Raw genomic sequence first — 19,002 nt, 5'->3', positions numbered from 1 at the left:
ATATATGCCCGGAATATTTGGATTTGTCTGCAAACGCCCGATGGACCAGCCGAAGCGCCAGTCGCTGTTGGCCGGCATGCAGAAACGGCTGATGCATTACGACTACTACGAAGCCGAATCGCACATCGGCGAATGGTTCGGGGTCGGGCATGCCGGTATCCCAATGGCAGGTGAAAAGCAACTTGGCCAGTCCGCTGATTCGTCGATCGTCGCCGCTTTCTCCGGATTCATCTATGGATGGCACGCTGATCCACCTGCTGGATCAACTCCCAAAAGCGCAGCATCTGACGACGTTGTATCGCAAGGATGCAGCGCATCTGCCGGAGAAGATCGATGGTTCGTTTAATATCGCGATCTTCGACAATCCGAACAAAGAGATGCTGATCTGCAACGACCGATTCGGACATCGGCAACTGTACTATTTCGAAGACGAATCGCTTTTCATGTTCGCCACCGAAGCCAAGGCGTTTCTCGCTTATGAGAGCTTCGATCGAACAGTCGATCTCGAGTGCGCCGCAGACATGTTCAACTACGGTTATCCTCTCGGCGAAAAGACGCTTTTCGCCAGGGCCAAGATCCTCCTCGGCGGTCATACGCTGAAAGTCGCCAATGGCAGAACCGTTCTCTCGACCTACTGGGATTACCTATATCAGGAAGGGATCGATCGCTCGATGGACGAGATGGTCGAGGAAGTCGATGCCATCTTCCGCCCGCTAATCAAAAAGCGGATCGGCAATGCAGAGAATATCGTCATCCCGCTTTCCGGCGGATTAGATTCACGATTCATTCTTGCCCATACAATCATGGCGGGTCACAACCCCTGGGCGATTACCCATGGACGGTCTGGTTGTCATGACCATAAGATCGCCAAGGATGTTGTCAAAACGCTCAATCATGAGCGATACCGATTCATTGAGATGCATCCCTACTGGCTGGCGGAGCATGCCGAACGGTTTGTTTATTTCTCCGAAGGGATGAACAACACCGGTCCGGCGGTGCTGATGGGTGTCAGCACGCAGTACAATCTCCCTCCCAAATCGACGGCGTTCCTTAACGGCATTTTCGGCGGCCCGACCAATTTCGGCTCGCCATACTACAAAGCAGCCGATATCACAGAAACGATCTCGCATGAAGAAAAACTGAAGAATCTTCGTCGCTCGCTCTGGGGAGATTTTGTTGGCGAAGAACATTACGCCCTCTTCACGCCGGAGATGGGGAAGCGCTTTGCTGCATCGTATATGCCGAATATCGAGGCTGACTTCCAGCGAAGCCTGAATGTCTCGCCGCTCTACTGCAATCAGAAGGATAATTTCTTTATCCGGAACCGGATCGGCCGGCATATGAATCTGATCGATTGCAACCGCTTCCTCTGGCACGATCATTTTGCGCTGGCCGATGATCTGCTCGTGGATTTCTATCTCAAGATCCCGGCAGCGACCAAACTCTCGAAATCGGTCATGTCCGCCTATTTCCGGTCGAAACTCCCCGACCTGGCGCGAGTCACCTACCAGTCGACCGGTGTTGATCTCTTTCACAAGCCGTCCCCCTGGAAACAAAAACTCCGCGCCCGGATCAATCGGTACGGTTACTTAGCCGAACGACTGACTCAAGGGCATTTCAAATATTACAACCCGAAAAACTACTCCCACTTCAGTCAGTGGTATCGGGCTGACAAACGAGTCCGGCAATTTTATGAGGGAGTCTTGCTGGATCAGACAACCATCCAGCGCGGTTATTTCAATCGTCCGACTATCGAGAAATTCCTGGAGCGTCAGCGCAAGGGAGGGGATTCATTCTTCCAGCTCAGCGACCTGGTCGCTTTCGAGCTGTTCCATCGAATGTTTATCGATAAGAAGTAGAGCAGTCCGGTCTAATGCACATATAACCCGTCGAGCGGCCAGCGGACATAGTCCCCTTTCCAGATTCTCGTCAGATCCTGTTCGATCAGTTCTGAACTCTTAGTGCGACGTTCCATCACCATCCGCCGATGTATTTTCTCTTTGTGGTATTCTATGATCTGATCATCAAACGGCAATAATTCCGGATTCACAAAGCGAACGGCCCCATCGCTGTCGCGGGCGGTGATGATCGCATTGCGATTGTAAAGGCTGGGGGAGAAGGGGACATCAAGTACCCCGTTCTGGAACGCCTTGATCGCGCCACGCGCCAGGGAACCGCGTCCCAGCGTCTCGATTTCACCCAATATGATCATCGCTTCTCGCTCGATGATCGCCATTTCCAGGTCGATCACCGACCAGTCGAGTTTCACATCGCCGGCCTTTGCCACACCTGCTTTGGTCAGGCGCAATGCTTCCGCGTTGTCGTGACGGGTCGGAATATGAATCGACTCAACCGGGGTCTTGATCATGAACTTGGTTGCTCGGGCGAGCGCTCCAGTCGTGGAGCTGGAGACGATCAGTTCGCGCGCCTTTTCCAGATTGTTCGGGAACGCCGCCATATACTGGTGGAAGACGGTTGAAACAGTCACTCGCGGAAATCCGTACTTGGTCAGGAAAGCTCGGCCAACTTTGTCGAGTGCCCGGATTGAAGCGATATCCTGAGTTCGGTTCCCCTGCTCTGCCAATCCCAGACTGACACACATCGCTCCCGACTTTGCGGAAAGAATCGCCTGCACAACATTGATCGCTATCGCCAGCGATGGCTCGATCAGACTGGTCGTCAACGGTCCGAAATACTCGCGGTTGATCGTGATTCCCTGCTGTTGATATATCCCGGTCAGCTTGTCGACATACTTCCAGTTCTTCAGATTGGCAACCGGCGAGGTCCGCTTGTCATAGGGATACAGATAACAGAGAAATCCCCCTTCAACCGAGGTTGTCCCTCCGGCGATGCCTATCTCGTAGACCAATCGGTGATCGGGCGATCCGGCACGGATCTGGAAGGGAGTCTCAATTGCGCTCAGGATCTCCTCGATCCCTGGGACACCGTGGACCGGAACTGGGTAGCCGTTGAGGAACGACGTTCCTCCCTTTTCAGAGCGGCGCACACCCTCTTCGGCTTTGGCATACATATTTTTCCGGCTGGCGGCATCGAGCTGAATCGACGAAACATCCATCCCGTTCTCGCGAAGCAGCTTGAGAATATCGATCTCATCTTGAATGTGCGCCACCCCGGTACGCGGCTGAAGCAGTGGTCGATACGGTGTTGTCTGCTGGGTCACAATCAGGTTATGCAGATTCTTCAACGGTGCCGCGTGATTTTTCTTCACGTCGGTCAACCAGACCTTGGCGCCGGTCGGCCAGCTTGCGAGTACTTCGCGCCGCGTTAATTCGAATTCCGGCATGCTCATCGGTTCATCGGTGACCGACTCAAGATCCGGCATCGGCGGGATCTCATGCTCTCCATGATTGAGCAGTTCACGCGGGTGAATCGATTTATTGTGGAAATCGCGCTTCAGATTCTCGAGGATCAACAGCCACGAAACCGGCTTTGGGGCGACATAGTCGAAACCCATCGCCCGGAACTGGCGGACGACATTGTCATCCTTCTCCTGCACAGAGAGATTTCCTCCCAGGTACCAGACCTTGGGATCACCGTTCCCCAGCCCGAAGTGCTGGAGCTTGTGCGGGAAATCTTCCAGATACATATCGACATGGCCATTGTTGCAGGAAATGAAAATGGCATCGAAATCAGCCGCGTGGAAAAAGAAATCATCAAGCGAATTGCCGATCCCGAGATTCTTCACGTAGAACCCGGACTCGCGAAACGCCAGCGTCAGCAACGCCATTCCGACTGAATGGATATCATCGCCGAGACTCCCGATCAATAATCTATGTGCCTTTTTCATTCTACTGCTTCCTGATCCTCAGACTATGCCCGTTCCAGAATGGTGCGGGGTGAAAGATCGAGACATTTTCCTAACGTCGTCCCGATCAGAACGTCGATCGCATCGACAAACGGTACTTCAACATCGGACTGACTCAATACCAACGGAACTTCAGAGCACCCGCCGATAATGGCATCCGCGCCGAGTTCGACCAGACGTTGAGTCGCATGGACAAAACGGACTTTCGGCTGTCCCGTCACATGTCCGGCCTTGATCCCCCAGGGTTCGTAGATCGGATCCATGAAGTAAAACTTCTGGTCCTTCTCGTTGAAGATGATCGATCTGATTCCCGCCGCTTCGAATTGCTTCTGAAATAACTGCATTTTGAGATTACCGGTCGAGGCAAGTATCCCAACCGTTTTGACCTGCGGGTAATTCTCAACGGTATATCGAGCAGTTTCAGCGATTCCGTCAATGATCTGCGCGCGAGCTGCCTTCTGGATCTCCGGTATGAAATAATGCGAAGTCATGCATGCCAGCATGACAAAATCTGCGCCGACTGCGTCCATCAGTTGCATCGATCGAACCAGTTCCGGCACCGGGCTTGGCCCGGTCTGCAATATCCCCTGAGTGCGATCCGGGACCGAGGAGTTGTTGTGCACAAAGATCTCGACATACTCCTGATCAGTCACCGCCGGGGTCAGTTGGACCGCTCGGTCAAACATATAGGCTCCGGCCACGGAACCCATACCGCCGATTATGCCTAATTTTTTCTTAGTCAATGTTGTCTCCTGAATGAAGAGTCTCTTGCTCTAAAACGCCGAAGCCGGATCAACCTTGGAGATGCTGAACCGGTACTTGCCCGAAGACTCCACTGGTATGGTATCGACGTACTCTATCTGGTACTTTACGTCGCTTCCCAGGTACTTGGGAATCTCTGCGGCCAAAAATGTCAGACTGGCATCACCGAATTTCTCACCTTTAACGATCCGGAAAACCACTTCGTCCTTCTTCTCCTGTATCAACTGCGCCTGGGCTACTCCCGGCGTATTGGCGATCAGGTAGATGGTCAGTGAGGCCCCTGATACTATCTTCCCCGATGGCGTCACCAGGAAGTCGGTAGTTCGCCCCCCGGCCATTTTCATCAGCGGAAGGCCGCGTCCGCAACCGCAGTTTCCCGCCACCGGCATTCCCGTATCTTCGATCTGGTACCGAATGAACGGCATTCCAAAATTCAGCAGGTCGGTCACCACTATTTTGCCGGTTTCGCCTGGCTTCGCAGGCTTGCCATCCCGAATGAACTCAACCAGAAATCCATCGGCCCCGATATGCAGGCCGGAATGGTGATCGCATTCTGACGCCAGGACACTGGTCTCGCGCGAACCGTAGCGGTCGTACACTTTGCATTCAAAAACCGACTCGATCAACGACCGCTGATCCGGCTCGAGAACCTCCGCCGAAGTTATGATCGCCTTAGGGCGATGGTGGTCCGTCGAATTCGTCTCTTTCAGAAACCGCGCAAACAGAAACATCGAATTGGCGTACGCGATATATATCCCCGGTCGATAGCTCTGCAGGCGAGTTTTGAATTCCGCCAGTCGCTCGCGCGTAATACTCGAAGTGTCAAGTATCGCTAGTCGATCGATCACCATGCTCCGTAATTTGAAACCGAAAGACGCCATCCCCGAGATATCCTGCCGGTGTCCCCAGAAAGAGGCGGTCTTCATGCCGATATCCCACCCGGCCCATCGATTGTGCCGGATAGTTGCCGCTTTCCGCGAGAAGAGGCGATCCTGGTCATGATAAAAATGCAGCGGGCTCCCCGTCGAACCGCCGGTTTTATTGGGAACCAGAGATTCCACCGGATAGTTCCGCGCCCGAAGCGAGTCAAGCGATTGCTGGATATCCTTTTTCGTCAGCACCGGAAGTCTGAGCAGGTCGTCAAATGTCTGTACTCCTGAGGGCTTAATGCCTGCCTCATCCAGTCGCTTGGCATAAAACGGGCAGTTCTGGTGCGCATGAGTCAGGAGAGCCCGGACTCTGGTTAACTGCAATGCCTCTATTTCGCTTCGCGACTGGAACTGGATCCGCTCCATCTCTTTCAAGTGAGCGAGCGTTGTCCCCTTCTCCTGAAACTCCCTGATACGGAAGAAGAAGTGCTTGGCGGTGAATTGCAGTATGTCAAACATGGCAAACTCCCGGACCTGATCAGTCAAACTTCAGTGACCTTGTTTTGATGATCTGCTTGAGGCGTTTCATCTCCTCGTCGGTGAAAAACTTCACCGCAAACAGGGCCGCCGGGAAGAGGCAGCCTATCCCGGTCTTGGCCGCAATATCCAGCCAGATCGAGCCGGTATCCACCTGGATCCCCGCGAAGAAAATGATGATCGCCACTGTGAACAACAAGCCGACCCGCCGCCACTCCATATGGATCGGGTAGAGCCGGTTCGAGAAATAGAACGTCAGCGCCGCCTTGAAGATAAAGCAGATAAGCGTGGCGACTGCTGCACCGAATATTCCGAATGGCTTGATCAACAGGAAATTGAGAATGACATTCAGGATGCCATTCAGGACGTTGACGTAGGCGACATACTTTGTCGCCTTCTTCATCAAGATTCCAATATTGAAATGATGGTGAAACGAAAAGATGATATACGCCAGCACCACTACCGGTACAACTTTGTAAGCTTCCCAAAAGGATTCTGCTGCGACCACTTTGATGATCTCTTTTGCCAGAAGCGAGATCATCAGCCCGACAAACAGGCTGAGTGTGCAGAAGTAGGTGAAGATCCTGGGGTAGATCTTTTCGTACCCCTCGGTATTAAACAGCTCGTATCGCCTCGGCGCCCAGACCTGCAGGAAAGGGGAGGTGACGAACTGATTGACCAATGTCCCGATCTTGTAGCCAAGTGAATAGATCCCGGTCATCGCGACCGAAACGTACTCCTTGACAAAATAGCGGTCCGAAGCCTGAACGATATACGCGCCGATATTCGACGGGATCAGCGGCCATCCAAATTTCAACATATCCAGCAGGAGCGGCCACTTGACCGAGATCCCTGTTTTCCGGAGTGTCGTGATCGAGAGCAGGATCAGAAAAACGACGTTGGTCAGCAGGGTGGCCATCAAGACCCCCATCACCCCGTACGGATAAACGACGACAAAGAGGATATTGAGCCCCAACGTCAGAACCGTCATCCCGACTTTGGTGATCATATATTCGAACGATCTCTGGCGAACCCGCATGTAAGCGAAATAGACCGGAAGTACCATGCCGATGCCGAGCGACGCTAGCGAGACGATCAGCAGATTCGCCTGATCGCTCGACTCAAGTACCAGCCCGGCCATCGGGGCGGCGAACAGCATCAGGAATAGACTGATGGCGATCATCATGCCGCCATAGCCTACCACTGCGGTCCCCACCACCCGGTTTCGATCTTCTTCCTTTTCGAAGTCGAAATAGAACCGGCTGACCGCCGATTCCAGCCCCATTCCGATCACCAGTGAAATGACACTGTTGGTCAGATATAGCAGCTCCAGTACCCCGTAATCAGCCGGGGTGAGCAACCGGGTATACACCGGCAGCATGATGAAGCTCACCACACGGTCCAGAACGGAGGCAAGTCCGTAAACGGCCGAGTGGCGGGCGATCAGCTTTGCTTCTGAAGCAACAGATTGAGCCATATAGTTATTTGAGGTCCTTCGTACTGTATCGGACAACCTTTTCCCCGGTTCATCGCCGATTTGCCCCATAGGTCCGGTTCTCCGGTCAGGGGAGATAGGGAAAAGCGCTCCAATGTAACGTATTGAGTGCCGTCTGTCTACGAGCACTCCCAAGATTCCGAAACTACCTGTCTGACTGCGCGACTTGTGGACAATCTTGGTCCACAGTATAGTCCCGTACCTCCGGACTGCCGATAGAACCGGTTAAGACGACAGGATGCCCCGTCAAAATCTGCCGAACCGGAAGAGTTTTCCCTATCGGCACAACATTTGCTCAAATCAAAGTTAATTGACTGGATTCTAGTCAATTATTTACTGAAGTCGTATTGAGGAAGGTTGGTCTGGTAGTCTCTACCCAGGTTGGTCGGGCAATGCCCGCTCGGACCGCAATCCAATCCCCGAACGACACCCGAAAATGCGCTGCTGTCCTTATTTCTACTCGCCAAGGGTCAGCTTTATGGTAGCAGAATCAGTTTGATGACGATAAGGTGATGGTGGAGTAACTGCATGGCGATAGCTAAATCTCGTTCGCACAACTCATACTCTCGAAGAGTGATCGCACCAGCGATGCTGGTTGTGGTTCTCCTCCTGACCGCCCTGGCGGTCCTTGGAAGTATGCTCCCCTCCAAAAACGGGCACCAGCCACTGACTATCGTTCTGCGCTACGATGACTACAGCGCCGTCAGCAACACCTATCTTGAATCACAGATCCTCGAGGAACTGGATAAGCATCAGCTTCCGTGCATTTTCGCCGCCATCCCTTGTGTGACCGCACACGGATTCCGAAATTCTCAACCGGCCGACAGCCTCCTGATGGACGCTGAGAAGGTTGCCATGCTGAAGCCCTATATTGACAAGGGGCTCGTCGAACTCTGTGTTCATGGCTGCACGCACCAGACACTTCCCAACAAAGATTTGCGTGAAATGTCCGAGTTTGAGGGGCTTACCTATGAACAGCAAGTCGCCCGACTTGCCCATGGCAAAAGCATACTCCAAGAGCAGTTCCAGTGTCCGATCGTCTCATTTGTCCCGCCGTGGGGAAATTACGACGACAACACGATTCGCGCCGCCGAAGCAGTTGGATTCTCGATCATCTCTGCAGATCCGCGCGGCCCGGCATTAAAAGAGTCACGCCTCCTTTATGTCCCCGGTACCTGTCGTATTCACCAGTTAAAAGAAGCAATCGCTGAAGCGAGAAATCTCCCATCCTCCAATTCCGCTCTGATTACAGCAGTGATTCATCCGTATGATTTCATTGAGTCGGATGTCCAGCGCGGCGTGATGACCTTTCAACAATTCAAAGATCTCCTTGCCGAGATCAGCCAGGATCCCACCCTTCGATTCACGACCGCGGCGGGAGCAACGCAGTTGATTTCGGACCTTGGCGCCTCTCGTTTCATGCAGGCTTCATCTCTTCGACATAGTTCACTGAATCACCTCATTCCCGGTCCTCTGCGTATGGGGATCCCGAACATGACCTATGTCGACGGCAGACTCGCCCGAACACTGCTCGAGCGCGAACGGGTCTGGTGCATTGCTCTCTATGTTATCTCTTTTCTGGTGATCGCTTTTATTGCCAATCGGATCCGCCGATTCTTGCCGTCTCAATGGATGGTTTACCGCAGGAAAGCGCTTATAGTCGGCTATACGGTAGTGCTGATTGTGGCCGCTTACAGCTTGTATGATCTCGAAATCTATGCTTTAGGCCTGTCCTCCATAGTCGGACTTGCGGCTTATCTTGTAGGAAACACCATCGACTAGCCCAGCCTTATCGAACCGGCTGTATACTAACAAGCAGGAAACCGTTTTCACCTGTTCTGCAATCGCTGTCTCTTTATAGACTCAATCAGTCCTTTCTTAGACCTATTTCCCGCAATCCTGCAGTCCCTGCAATCGGCACCCTTATGACTCATTGCGCAAACGCTTGCCTGAAAAATGCATTCGTATGCGCATTAGAGCGGCTAATCACCTTCGTTTCAGCTATATATTCAGCCAGAAAGTAGCCTGGTAGAAGAATTCCGGAGAATGATCTCAGGCAAGGGATGAACTTCTGTTCATGGCAGCCTGTTTGCTTATTTGGCTGGCATTAGACCTGGAAGGGAAAATCTCATGAAATCTGTATCTGTTAACTTGTCGTCGTATGGTTCGTTTTTGGCAGGAATCCCGAAATTATTCGCGATTCTTGTGCTGATCGTGCTGGTATCTCTTACCGGCGTATCGGCTCAGACCCCATCTGTCAGCGGGGTAACGCTCACTTCCGCGAGCGGCAATAATACGATCAACGATGATCTGAATAACACGTTCACCCTGGGTGGCTCGGCCACGCGGTCATCAACCGCTTGGTTCCGCAATGGCAACCCGATGGCGACGCTCTACATGCCATTTGAGGGAGGGGCCGCTGCGGCATTGCAGGACCGTTCCGGCAATGGTATCACGGCGACATCTTCGGGGACCACGACATGGTCAGCGACCAGCGGCTACAACAGCACCGGCGGTGTCAGTTTCACCGGCACCAACTACCTTAATGCCGGCAATAGTTTCCCGACCAATTCATCGTATACCAAGACCGCCTGGGTCTATCGAACCGTCTCGCGCGTCAACCACTGGTTGATCGCTTCCAGCGCCACCGCCGCTACCAGCCACGGATTCGGCTTCACCCTGGATGATCGCCTTCGCGCCGGTCATAACGGCGTCTGGAATCTGGTGGAATCCAAAAATCGCTGGTCGATCCTGACCAATACTTGGTATTTCGTGGCCGTGACATTCGACTATAACAGCGGCCAGATGATTCTATACAAGAACGGAATTCCCGAAGACACCACTATCCTGACCGGCTCGCAGAAGAATGTCAGCGACCCGTCGCTGGCGATCGGTTCCTATCGCGGAACCGGCAACTATACCGGCTCCATGGATGAGGTACAGATATTCAACGCGGCACTGAGCCCGGAACAGATCATGTCGATGTACTCGACGGGGAATAATCGCATCAAGCAGCAGGAAAACACTGTCGGTGATATCTGGCAGGCGAAAGTCACTCCTTATTCTATCAGCGCCGCCGGAACCGAAGTTGCCAGCAATACCCTGACTATCATCGCGACTTCGCCGCTCTTTACGTCAAGCCCAGTCACTGCCGCAATCGCCGGGAAGCCGTACGCGTACAATGCCGATGCCGATGGTGGCCCACATCCGACGTTCAGTCTGACCGTTGCTCCGCCCGGCATGACGATCGACCCGATCAGCGGCCTCATCACCTGGACGCCTACGATTTCCGGTTCTGTCCCGGTCACGATCATGGCCACAAATACGCAGGGGACGGACAATCAGAGTTTCAATATAGTAGTCGCCGACCCGACGGTCAGTCTTACAACGCCACAATTAACCATTCTCGGCAATGGCGATTTGCAGGCGAACTACAACCTTGCGCTCAGCGCCACGACCGCCGGAACCGCCTGGTTCAAGAACGGCGCTCCGACTATGATCCTGTATATGCCTTTTGAAGGTGGCCCGAATTACTCTCTGGAAAACTACGCCGGAAATGGCGGAGTCGGATACAAGGTGGGCAATCCGGTCTACCTGCCGAATGGCGGCCACGACGGAAATGGCGCCTATCAGTTTGATGGTACCAGCTATATCACGATGGGTGATATCTTCCCGACTCGTGCCTCCTACACCAAGACTGCCTGGATCTATCACACCGTGAACGGTGTATTCAATCATATTCTCTCGGGCTGGGATCATAATACGACTGCCACCGGCGGTCACGGCATGCGCGTGGCATTTGACCAGCGTCTCAGCGCCGGACAAAACGGCGACTGGCGCATCGTGCAGTCCGCCGCCAATACGATCCAGGCCAATCACTGGTATCATGCCGCAGTGACCTTCAACTATACCACCGGCGAGATGGTCCTCTATGTGGATGGCTCTCCGGTTGATACGACAATACTCCCTGTCAATATGCGCGATGTTACCGACCCGGGACTTTTGGTCGGCGCTACGCAAGGCTCTTTCGCCTGGAACGGCATGCTCGACGATTGCCGCATTTACAATTACCCGCTTTCCCCCCAGCAGATCGCTATGATCTATACTGAAGGCGGCGACAAGATCTCCGCTAATGAAACGATCAATGGCGAGATCTGGCAGGCACACGTCACTGCTTTCTCAACTACCGAGGCATCAGTGCCGTTTGCCTCCAATACGGTGACGATCGGCGTTTCAGACCAACCGCCGGTGCTTGCCGCCATCGGCGCCAAGTCTGTAGACGAAAACCAGCCGCTCAATTTCATCGTCTCAGCAACCGATCCGGAAGCTGAGATCCCGACTTTGAGTGCATCGCCGCTTCCTTCCGGCGCGAATTTCATAGATAATGGCGACGGTACTGGAAACTTCTCATTCACTCCGAACTTCACGCAGTCCGGCGTTTATCAGGTGACCTTCACCGCTTCCGATGGTACCAATACCGATGACGAGATCGTGACTATCACGGTCAACAATATCAACCGCGAGCCGGTGATGGTGACCACGGTCGATCCGCAGGTCATACTCGAGGGAGTACTGGTATCGGTCGACTTCTCGGCAACTGATCCTGATAGCGATCCGTTAACTTTGAGTGCGTCCACCAACGCGTCAGGCGCGCTCTCTTTCATTGACAACGGCGATGGTACCGGCCAATGGAGCTGGACCCCAGCAGTAGGTCAGGCCGGGCTTTATAGTGTCACGCTGAGAGCCTTTGATTCGTTCGGCGCCGCCGACTCGATCACCTTCTCAGTGACCGTTGTTTCAACGCTCCCGCCGACCAACTGGACCGCTACCATTCATGTGGATGGTGAGATTGCCGGATCGGCAACTAATACATCCGATGTCATCATCGGAATGGGAAACAGCGACCAGACTACACCGGCGGCTCCGCTTCCGCCCGAATACACCACTTCGCTTCGCCTGTGGAAGGGTGGCGTCGATGGACCGTTCTATCGTGACATCCAGCAATCCGGTGGTCTCTGCTACTACTGGGTGATGGAGCTGGATCCGCACGGAAATGTTGCTCCGGCGGGTACGCCGCGCTGCGCGACGATCAGCTGGAATGCTGCGGAACTGAGCGACAAGCGCAATTATCGCCTGATCGAAGGCTCTTCGCCGAATGGTACGGTTGTCGTCGCAGATATGCGCACCACGACCTCTTATCAGGTGTGTGATCTCCAGACTTCGCGATACTACACCATCCAGTGGTTTGATGACGATTGCGCGGGCGTCTCGTTCGCCAATCTCGTTCTCGATGCCGGCTGGAATCTGGTTTCATTGCCGGTTATTCCGGAGACCCCGACTGTCAGCGCTGTTTTCCCGACAGCCGAGGCGGTTTTCGAATTCTCCGGTCAATATGCTGAACCGTCTACTCTGACTGGCGGCAAGGGATATTGGGTTAAGATGCCGGAAGCTACTGTCTTCATGCTCTCCGGAGTCGCCGTGACTGATGCTTCGGCCTCGTTGTCCGCCGGCTGGAATCTGGTTGGTGCGCCGAATTGCACGGTCACTCCGACCACCACTCCTTCGGGCAATATCGAAGCGATCTTCGGATTTGACGGCGTCTATCTGCCGGTAACCGATATCAGCGCCAACTCCGGCTACTGGATCAAGTTGACCTCTGCCGCGACGCTGAATGCAACGTGCGGCATGCCGGTCTCCTCGGGTGGCTCACAGCCGCTTGCCATGACCACGGCGACCACTGGTGTCGTGACCATTCATGCCGAGGGTGCGGCGATCGATGGCGTCAGCCAGGCGAACATCCTGCTTGGCACCGATTCCCGGAGCCATTTGCTTCCGCAGCCGCCGTCCATGCCGCAGTACTCGGTCGGGCTGAGTATTTTCGATATGAACTCGCAGAACAGACTCTACAAAGATGTTCGTGATGATATCTCGGTCGCCAATCACTGGACGATCGCCGTCAATCCGAAAGGAAATGTCGGCGGGCAGTCTTCGGCTACCGCGACGCTTTCATGGGATCCGACTCAGTTTGGCCAGTCGCGCTATGAATTGCGCAAAGGCTCCGAACCGAATGGCGAAGTGCTGATCGCGGATATGAGCAAGCAGACCAGCTTCCAGGTAACCGGTGGCAACCAGGAGATCTACTTCACGATCACCCGCGCTGCCGGCAAGGGAACGCTGCCGTCCGGCTTTGCACTCGGTCAGAATTATCCGAACCCGTTCAACCCGAGCACGCAGATCTCCTTCAATCTCCCGGCCGCCGGCCAGGTGCGACTCGAGATCTTCAACGTTCTCGGACAGCAGGTCAAGACGCTGGTTGATCAGGCAATGGAGGCCGGTGAGCATACCGTCAGCTGGAATGCCACCGACAACTCCGGCAACCAAGTCTCTTCGGGCATCTACTTCTACCGCATGGTCTCTGGTGACCAGTCGGATCGCAAGAAGATGCTGCTGCTCCGATAATCCGAGCTACATGAATAGGAAAAGGCCCATGACATTTGTCATGGGCCTTTTCTCTATCTGCCTATCAGGTCTAAAGTCGTTACTTAGCGACCGGTCTTTTCATGCCAGGTCCGGTAGTCCTGTCGAGCAAGCGACTTCGGTTGCTCGAAGTTATGAATGAAGCGGTCGGCCAGCAACTGCGCTGAGAGAATTCCCACAAACGACATATTGTCCTTAAACGAGAGATGGGCATGGACCAGCTTGCCGCACTTCTCCTGAAGTTTCCCCACCATTACCGGATTAAAAAGTCCACTCCGCGACAATGCCTCTTCGGACAGCATCTCTTTGACATACGCGGGGGAATCGGTCTGCACAAAGGAGTTGGAGTCCGGCGCCATATACGGTTGTTTGACGCGCTGGAGGATCTCCTTCGGCAGTTCCTTTTTCATCGCTTTCTTAAGGACAAACTTTTCTTTCAAGCCCAGTAGCTTGTGGTTTGGCGGGATAGTGGTAGCAAACTCCACTACTCGATGATCCAGGAATGGATACCGCCCCTCAACTCCATGCGCCGCCGTAACGCGATCCCCCTGCGAAGAGAGCAGGTAGCCTGACAACAGTGATTTTGCTTCGAGATACTGTGCTTTCGCCAGCGGATGCCATTTGCCGATATTCGATGGAAGGTCCTTGCCGAATGACTGAAGCGAATCGTGGCCGTCGATCCGTTCCTTGACCTCTTTGGTGAAGAAAGACTTCACTTTGGAGGTCGTCGTGATCCGTTGCATATGGGAGAAATAGTAGCTGTCCGTCTGTGAGAGTCCATCCTTGTAGAAGGTCTCCAGATAGAATTTCGCCTTGGCGGGGGAGAGCGGCAAGGTCGGATAAAGCTTCTGCAAGAGGGCCGGACGCCAAGCTGACTCCGGATTACGCGCCCAGAAATTCCGTATCAACGCTTCCTTGAAGATATCATATCCACCCAGAATTTCATCCGAACCTTCACCGGTCAGGACCACCTTAAAATTGGTGTCGCGAACCAGTTGCGAGAGCAGGAAGAGAGGGGTAGGGGCGGTTCGGACGATCGGTCGCTCAGCATGCCAGATAACATCCGGGAAACTCGCCGCGATATTCTGATAGGTACACTTGATCTGGTGGTGATTTGTTCCGAGATAGTCCGCCATCTGCTTCTGATAGTCGGATTCATCGTAGGCCTTGTCCTGGAACGCGATCGAAAATGTCTCTACACGGTTCGGCGTGAAATTCTTGATGAGGGCGGTAGTGGCGGATGAATCCAGTCCACCCGAGAGATATGCGCCAACAGGGACATCAGCGCGCAACTGCAGTCGAACCGAATCTACCAGCAACGCATGAAGTTCCTCCGCCCACGAGTCAGCCGAACGCTGCCGGTCAAACGTCTCGGGGAACTCCATCCGCCAGTAACGGTCGGAAGTTGCCTTGCCGTTGACGATCTCGATCCGACAGCCTGCCTCAAGCTCGTTAATGCCTTCGAATGCAGTACGTGGCGGCGCGGTGGTCCACCAGGTGAATATCTCATCCAGGCCGGAGAGATCTAAACGGCGCGGGATAGAGGGATCGCAGAAAAGCGACTTTATCTCCGACGCAAAATAGAAGCGACCGTCATGCATAGTATAGAAGAGAGGCCGGATTCCCAGGCGATCTCGTGCCGCAAAGAGCGACTGCTTTTTGCTGTCGTAGATAGCAAAGGAAAATTGACCGTTAAAATGCTGGACGCAGTCTTTTCCCCACTCTTCGTAGGCATGAACCATTACCTCTGTATCAGAGGAGGTACGGAATTTGTGGCCGCGTTTTTCCAGTTCAGGGCGCAGCTCTATATAATTGAATATCTCACCATTGAAGGTGATCCAGATAGTCCCATCCTCGTTGCAGAGCGGCTGCTGGCCGGTGGAGAGATCGATGATCGAAAGGCGGGCATGCCCGAGAACCGCGCGGTCGCTCAGGTAGACGCCGAATTCATCCGGTCCGCGGTGGCGCAGGATATTGACCATACGTCCGATCAGTTCTTGATCGGGTGGTCGAGATTCATGCAATTGAAAATAGCCGGCTATGCCGCACATAATATCTTTCTACGCCAGTTTTTCCATATCAGTCCGGAACTGGTCCGTCTTGAGGAGCGGTTTGTTCACTTTGCCTGATTGATATTTCGGCAGTTCGGGGGCAAAGAGTACCTGCTTTGGGACCTTAAAATCGGCCAGATTCTTTTTGCAGTAATTCTGTATCTCTTTGGCGTCGGCGACATGCCCGTTCTTGAGGACGATCACCGCCCGAATTGCTTCGCCGAAGAGCGGATCGGGTACACCAACCACCGCGGCCTCAAGTATCTTTTCATTTACCAGCAGGCATTCCTCGACTTCTTTGGCGCTGACCCGATTGCCGCCGGCTTTGATGATCTCTTTCTTCCGACCCACCACCCAGAAGTAACCATCAGCGTCCTGCTTGGCCAAATCGCCGGTGCGAAGTTTGCCATCCTTAATGACTTCCTTGGCTTCATTCGGCTGATTCCAGTAACCGAGCATGACATTTGGGCCGCTGACCACGATCTCACCTGTCTCGCCGATAGGCGCCGGTTTGTCATTGTCGTCAAGGACCTCGACCGTCACCCCCGGCACCGCAATCCCGATCGAACCAACTTTGTCGGCCAATCTTTCTGGCGGAAGCCATGTGACGCGAGGGGCGGCCTCGGTCTGGCCATACATGATAAATATCTCTTTGTGTCCGAATACCGCCATCAGACGACGAATCGTCTCCGGCGCCATGGCGCCACCCGCCTGCGTGAAATAGCGCAAGTATTCTAGTTTGCGATTCGCAAACGTGGAATTGCCTAACAGAATAAGGAAATTGGATGGGACACCGGAAAACCCGGTTGCCGCTTCTTGTTCCATCGTGTCGAGCACAACTTCGGGATACAAGAATCGATTATCTATCACCAGCCTTCCACCGCAGGCAATATGGGTAAGCAGAAGGGAATTTCCGTAAATGTAATAAAACGGCAATATCACCAGGACCGAGTCGTTCGGGGTCAGCCGAAGGTACTGCACTGTTCCGATCGTATTTGAAACCAGATTTCGATCGGACAGCATCACCCCTTTGCCGGCTCCGGTTGAACCGGAAGTATAAAAGATCGCAGCGAGTTCGTGAGGTGAGGTAGACCCGGTCGCGTCGGAGAGGTCAAGCGGTGATTCTCCTTCAAACCGTTTATCCGGTCCGGGACTATGCGGAGAACTGTAAGAATCAGGCTCGCCGATAATGCCTGCGAGCAGGACCGGGTGAAGTTCATCTCGGCCGGAACTGACTTTGGCATCCGCGATCAGATGCTGAATGGATAGTGCGTCGCGCAGGATTTCAGGGATCCGGCGGCGGAATTTCATCTGGGCAAAGAGGAGTCGCGCGTCACTGTCGGTCAGGATCTTAGCCAGCGAGTCTGGACCAAGCGAAGTATCCAGCGGCACGACCACCAGTCCTGCCTTGAGCATGGCAAAAAAGATAGCGACATACTCGATGCCGTTTTCAAACAGGAGAGCGGCCCGAGTGCCGGGTGTGAACTGGTAAGTCTTGAGATGGTCAGCTAATAGATTTGAGGCATGTTCCAATTGGTCGAACCGGATCTCGCGATCTTCATGCGAGATGGCGATCCGCTCCGGGAAGGCGTTGGCCGCTCGGGTCAGCAGCTCATGAGTGCGCATGGGGAAACCATCCAGCCAGGGTCCGTCCGGAGGACGACTTCGTCAGGAAGTCGCCCCGAGTTTGCGCTGGATGAAATTGACCAGGTTGTCAATTGAATCGAGATTGGCCGGGAGCATTTCGTCATCGGTCGGGATGACCTGATATTTTTCCTCGAGATGAGCGGTCAACTCCAGCACGCCGGTGGAGTCGATAATGCCATTTTTCATGAAGGAGTCAGAATCGGAAAATACCACTCCCTCATCGCCAATAAGGAATGAATCCATAATGAACTGGCGGAGTTCTTTCCGCGCAACTGTCTGATCTATTGCCATGGTCAGCCTTTCTGTTTCGTTTACTCGTGAACCGTTGGGTTACTCTGCGTGCAGCGGCGGCAACTTAAGATATTCAGTCGCCTTCACTTTGCGCTCGATATTGGCGTAGCCATGCTTCGCCTGTTCGACCGTGAGGCCGAGCACTTCGGCAGCTTTCTCCGCCGGCACCTTGTTCTCCATCGCGTGCCAGAGCATATCCATCCGGTAGAAATCTAGTCCGTAGAAGAACTCTTCCTGGGTCACTTCGGCGCTGTACGTATCCGTGGTCGGAGTACGATCGATGATATCTTTCGGGACACCCAGATACTCGGCCAACTGATAGACCTGGATCTTGAAGAGATGGGCGATCGGTTTCAGATCGGCGCCGCCATCACCATATTTCACAAAGAATCCCTGTTCATGTTCATCTTTGTTGCCAGTACCGATAACCGCCCAATTACGCTTTTCAGCATGATAGTAAAGGGTGGTCATACGAAGGCGCTGCTTGAGATTCGAGGATGCAACGACTTGTAGATAGGCCGCCAGCGGCATACGAGCTTTCTTCACTTCACCCTTTTTGTTCTCGATAGTGAGGTGGAAGAAATTGAACGTATCTTTTTCCAGAATATTGGTCGGGATCGTTATCTTGGCGCTCCAGCTCGGATCAAACTCAGGGAAAACGGAGCGGATCGCTTCATCGCGACGCTCGTAGCAGCCAAGGCCGGAGAGACCGCCGCTGATATCCTCTTTGATCGCCTCAAATCCGAACTGCGCGGCCAACTGACGGGCCAGCTGTTCGGAGAGGGGAGAGGAATCCTTTTCCGGCATCATCACGCCGAGAACTCTGCCCGGACCGAGTGCCCGCGTGCAGAGCGCGGCGCAAACGGTGGAATCAATACCGCCGGAAACACCGATCACGGCGCCCGTCTTGTGGAGTTGCCCGCGAATCTGCTGGCGGATGGTGTTGCAGAGTCTCTCGGTCACTGCCGCAGCATCGATCTTCAGACTATTCTTGTTGAAGTCCAAGGTACGTCCTTCTGTTGGCGTTCAAATTCTTTGGAATGCAGC

The 19,002-nt window shown here is 53.8% G+C and carries 12 protein-coding genes; 4 read left to right on the top strand and 8 right to left on the bottom strand.

Annotated elements, in window-relative coordinates; genetic code table 11:
• Nucleotides 1–4 precede the first annotated feature (4 nt).
• Together IPH75_12495 and IPH75_12490 are read left to right on the top strand one after the other, a co-directional pair.
• Nucleotides 5–346: a hypothetical protein gene (locus IPH75_12495; GenBank protein MBK7142889.1), complete on the top strand. Its 342-nt coding sequence runs from the start codon at nucleotides 5–7 to the stop codon at nucleotides 344–346.
• On the top strand, nucleotides 234–1,859 hold the full coding sequence (locus tag IPH75_12490) for a hypothetical protein (GenBank protein ID MBK7142888.1): 1,626 nt from the start codon (nucleotides 234–236) through the stop codon (nucleotides 1,857–1,859). The genes IPH75_12495 and IPH75_12490 overlap by 113 nt, the downstream gene beginning before the upstream one ends.
• A gap of 11 nt (nucleotides 1,860–1,870) precedes the next feature.
• Here the strand turns inward: IPH75_12490 and IPH75_12485 are convergent, their stop codons facing one another.
• From IPH75_12485 to IPH75_12470, 4 genes are read right to left on the bottom strand one after another with little or no spacing between them, the layout of a single operon-like run.
• Nucleotides 1,871–3,808, bottom strand: a complete 1,938-nt coding sequence (locus IPH75_12485; protein MBK7142887.1) for a methylaspartate mutase subunit E — start codon at nucleotides 3,806–3,808, stop codon at nucleotides 1,871–1,873.
• 23 nt (nucleotides 3,809–3,831) lie between these two features.
• Entirely contained in the window at nucleotides 3,832–4,569 is a 738-nt protein-coding gene (locus tag IPH75_12480; GenBank protein MBK7142886.1) for an aspartate/glutamate racemase family protein, read from the bottom strand.
• A 30-nt stretch (nucleotides 4,570–4,599) separates the two neighbouring features.
• A complete protein-coding gene (locus IPH75_12475; GenBank protein MBK7142885.1) occupies nucleotides 4,600–5,976 on the bottom strand; it encodes a phenylacetate--CoA ligase family protein in 1,377 nt (458 codons plus the stop codon).
• A 19-nt stretch (nucleotides 5,977–5,995) separates the two neighbouring features.
• The gene (locus IPH75_12470; protein MBK7142884.1) at nucleotides 5,996–7,471 is read right to left on the bottom strand and encodes an oligosaccharide flippase family protein; all 1,476 of its coding nucleotides are present in this window, start codon (nucleotides 7,469–7,471) and stop codon (nucleotides 5,996–5,998) included.
• Nucleotides 7,472–8,017: 546 nt separating this feature from the next.
• On the opposite strand from IPH75_12470, the gene IPH75_12465 reads away from it, so the two are divergent.
• Together IPH75_12465 and IPH75_12460 are read left to right on the top strand one after the other, a co-directional pair.
• Nucleotides 8,018–9,271 (top strand): DUF2334 domain-containing protein, encoded by a 1,254-nt coding sequence (locus IPH75_12465; GenBank protein MBK7142883.1) that lies wholly within the window; start codon nucleotides 8,018–8,020, stop codon nucleotides 9,269–9,271.
• Nucleotides 9,272–9,619: 348 nt separating this feature from the next.
• Entirely contained in the window at nucleotides 9,620–13,948 is a 4,329-nt protein-coding gene (locus tag IPH75_12460) for a T9SS type A sorting domain-containing protein (protein MBK7142882.1), read from the top strand.
• A gap of 83 nt (nucleotides 13,949–14,031) precedes the next feature.
• On the opposite strand, the gene asnB is transcribed toward IPH75_12460, so the two are convergent.
• The 4 genes from asnB to nadE are packed head-to-tail and all read right to left on the bottom strand — an operon-like array spanning nucleotide 14,032 to nucleotide 18,960.
• A complete protein-coding gene (gene asnB / locus IPH75_12455) occupies nucleotides 14,032–16,017 on the bottom strand; it encodes an asparagine synthase (glutamine-hydrolyzing) (protein MBK7142881.1) in 1,986 nt (661 codons plus the stop codon).
• 9 nt (nucleotides 16,018–16,026) lie between these two features.
• Nucleotides 16,027–17,643: an AMP-binding protein gene (locus tag IPH75_12450; protein ID MBK7142880.1), complete on the bottom strand. Its 1,617-nt coding sequence runs from the start codon at nucleotides 17,641–17,643 to the stop codon at nucleotides 16,027–16,029.
• A gap of 42 nt (nucleotides 17,644–17,685) precedes the next feature.
• Nucleotides 17,686–17,955 carry an acyl carrier protein gene (locus IPH75_12445; protein MBK7142879.1) on the bottom strand — a complete coding sequence of 90 codons (270 nt, stop codon included), beginning with the start codon at nucleotides 17,953–17,955 and terminating at the stop codon, nucleotides 17,686–17,688.
• A gap of 39 nt (nucleotides 17,956–17,994) precedes the next feature.
• Nucleotides 17,995–18,960, bottom strand: a complete 966-nt coding sequence (gene nadE / locus IPH75_12440; GenBank protein ID MBK7142878.1) for an NAD(+) synthase — start codon at nucleotides 18,958–18,960, stop codon at nucleotides 17,995–17,997.
• Nucleotides 18,961–19,002 lie beyond the last annotated feature (42 nt).

Source organism: bacterium, assembly GCA_016708025.1.
Taxonomy (GTDB): Bacteria; Zixibacteria; MSB-5A5; order GN15; family FEB-12; genus FEB-12.
This window is presented reverse-complemented; position numbering and strand designations above follow the sequence as displayed.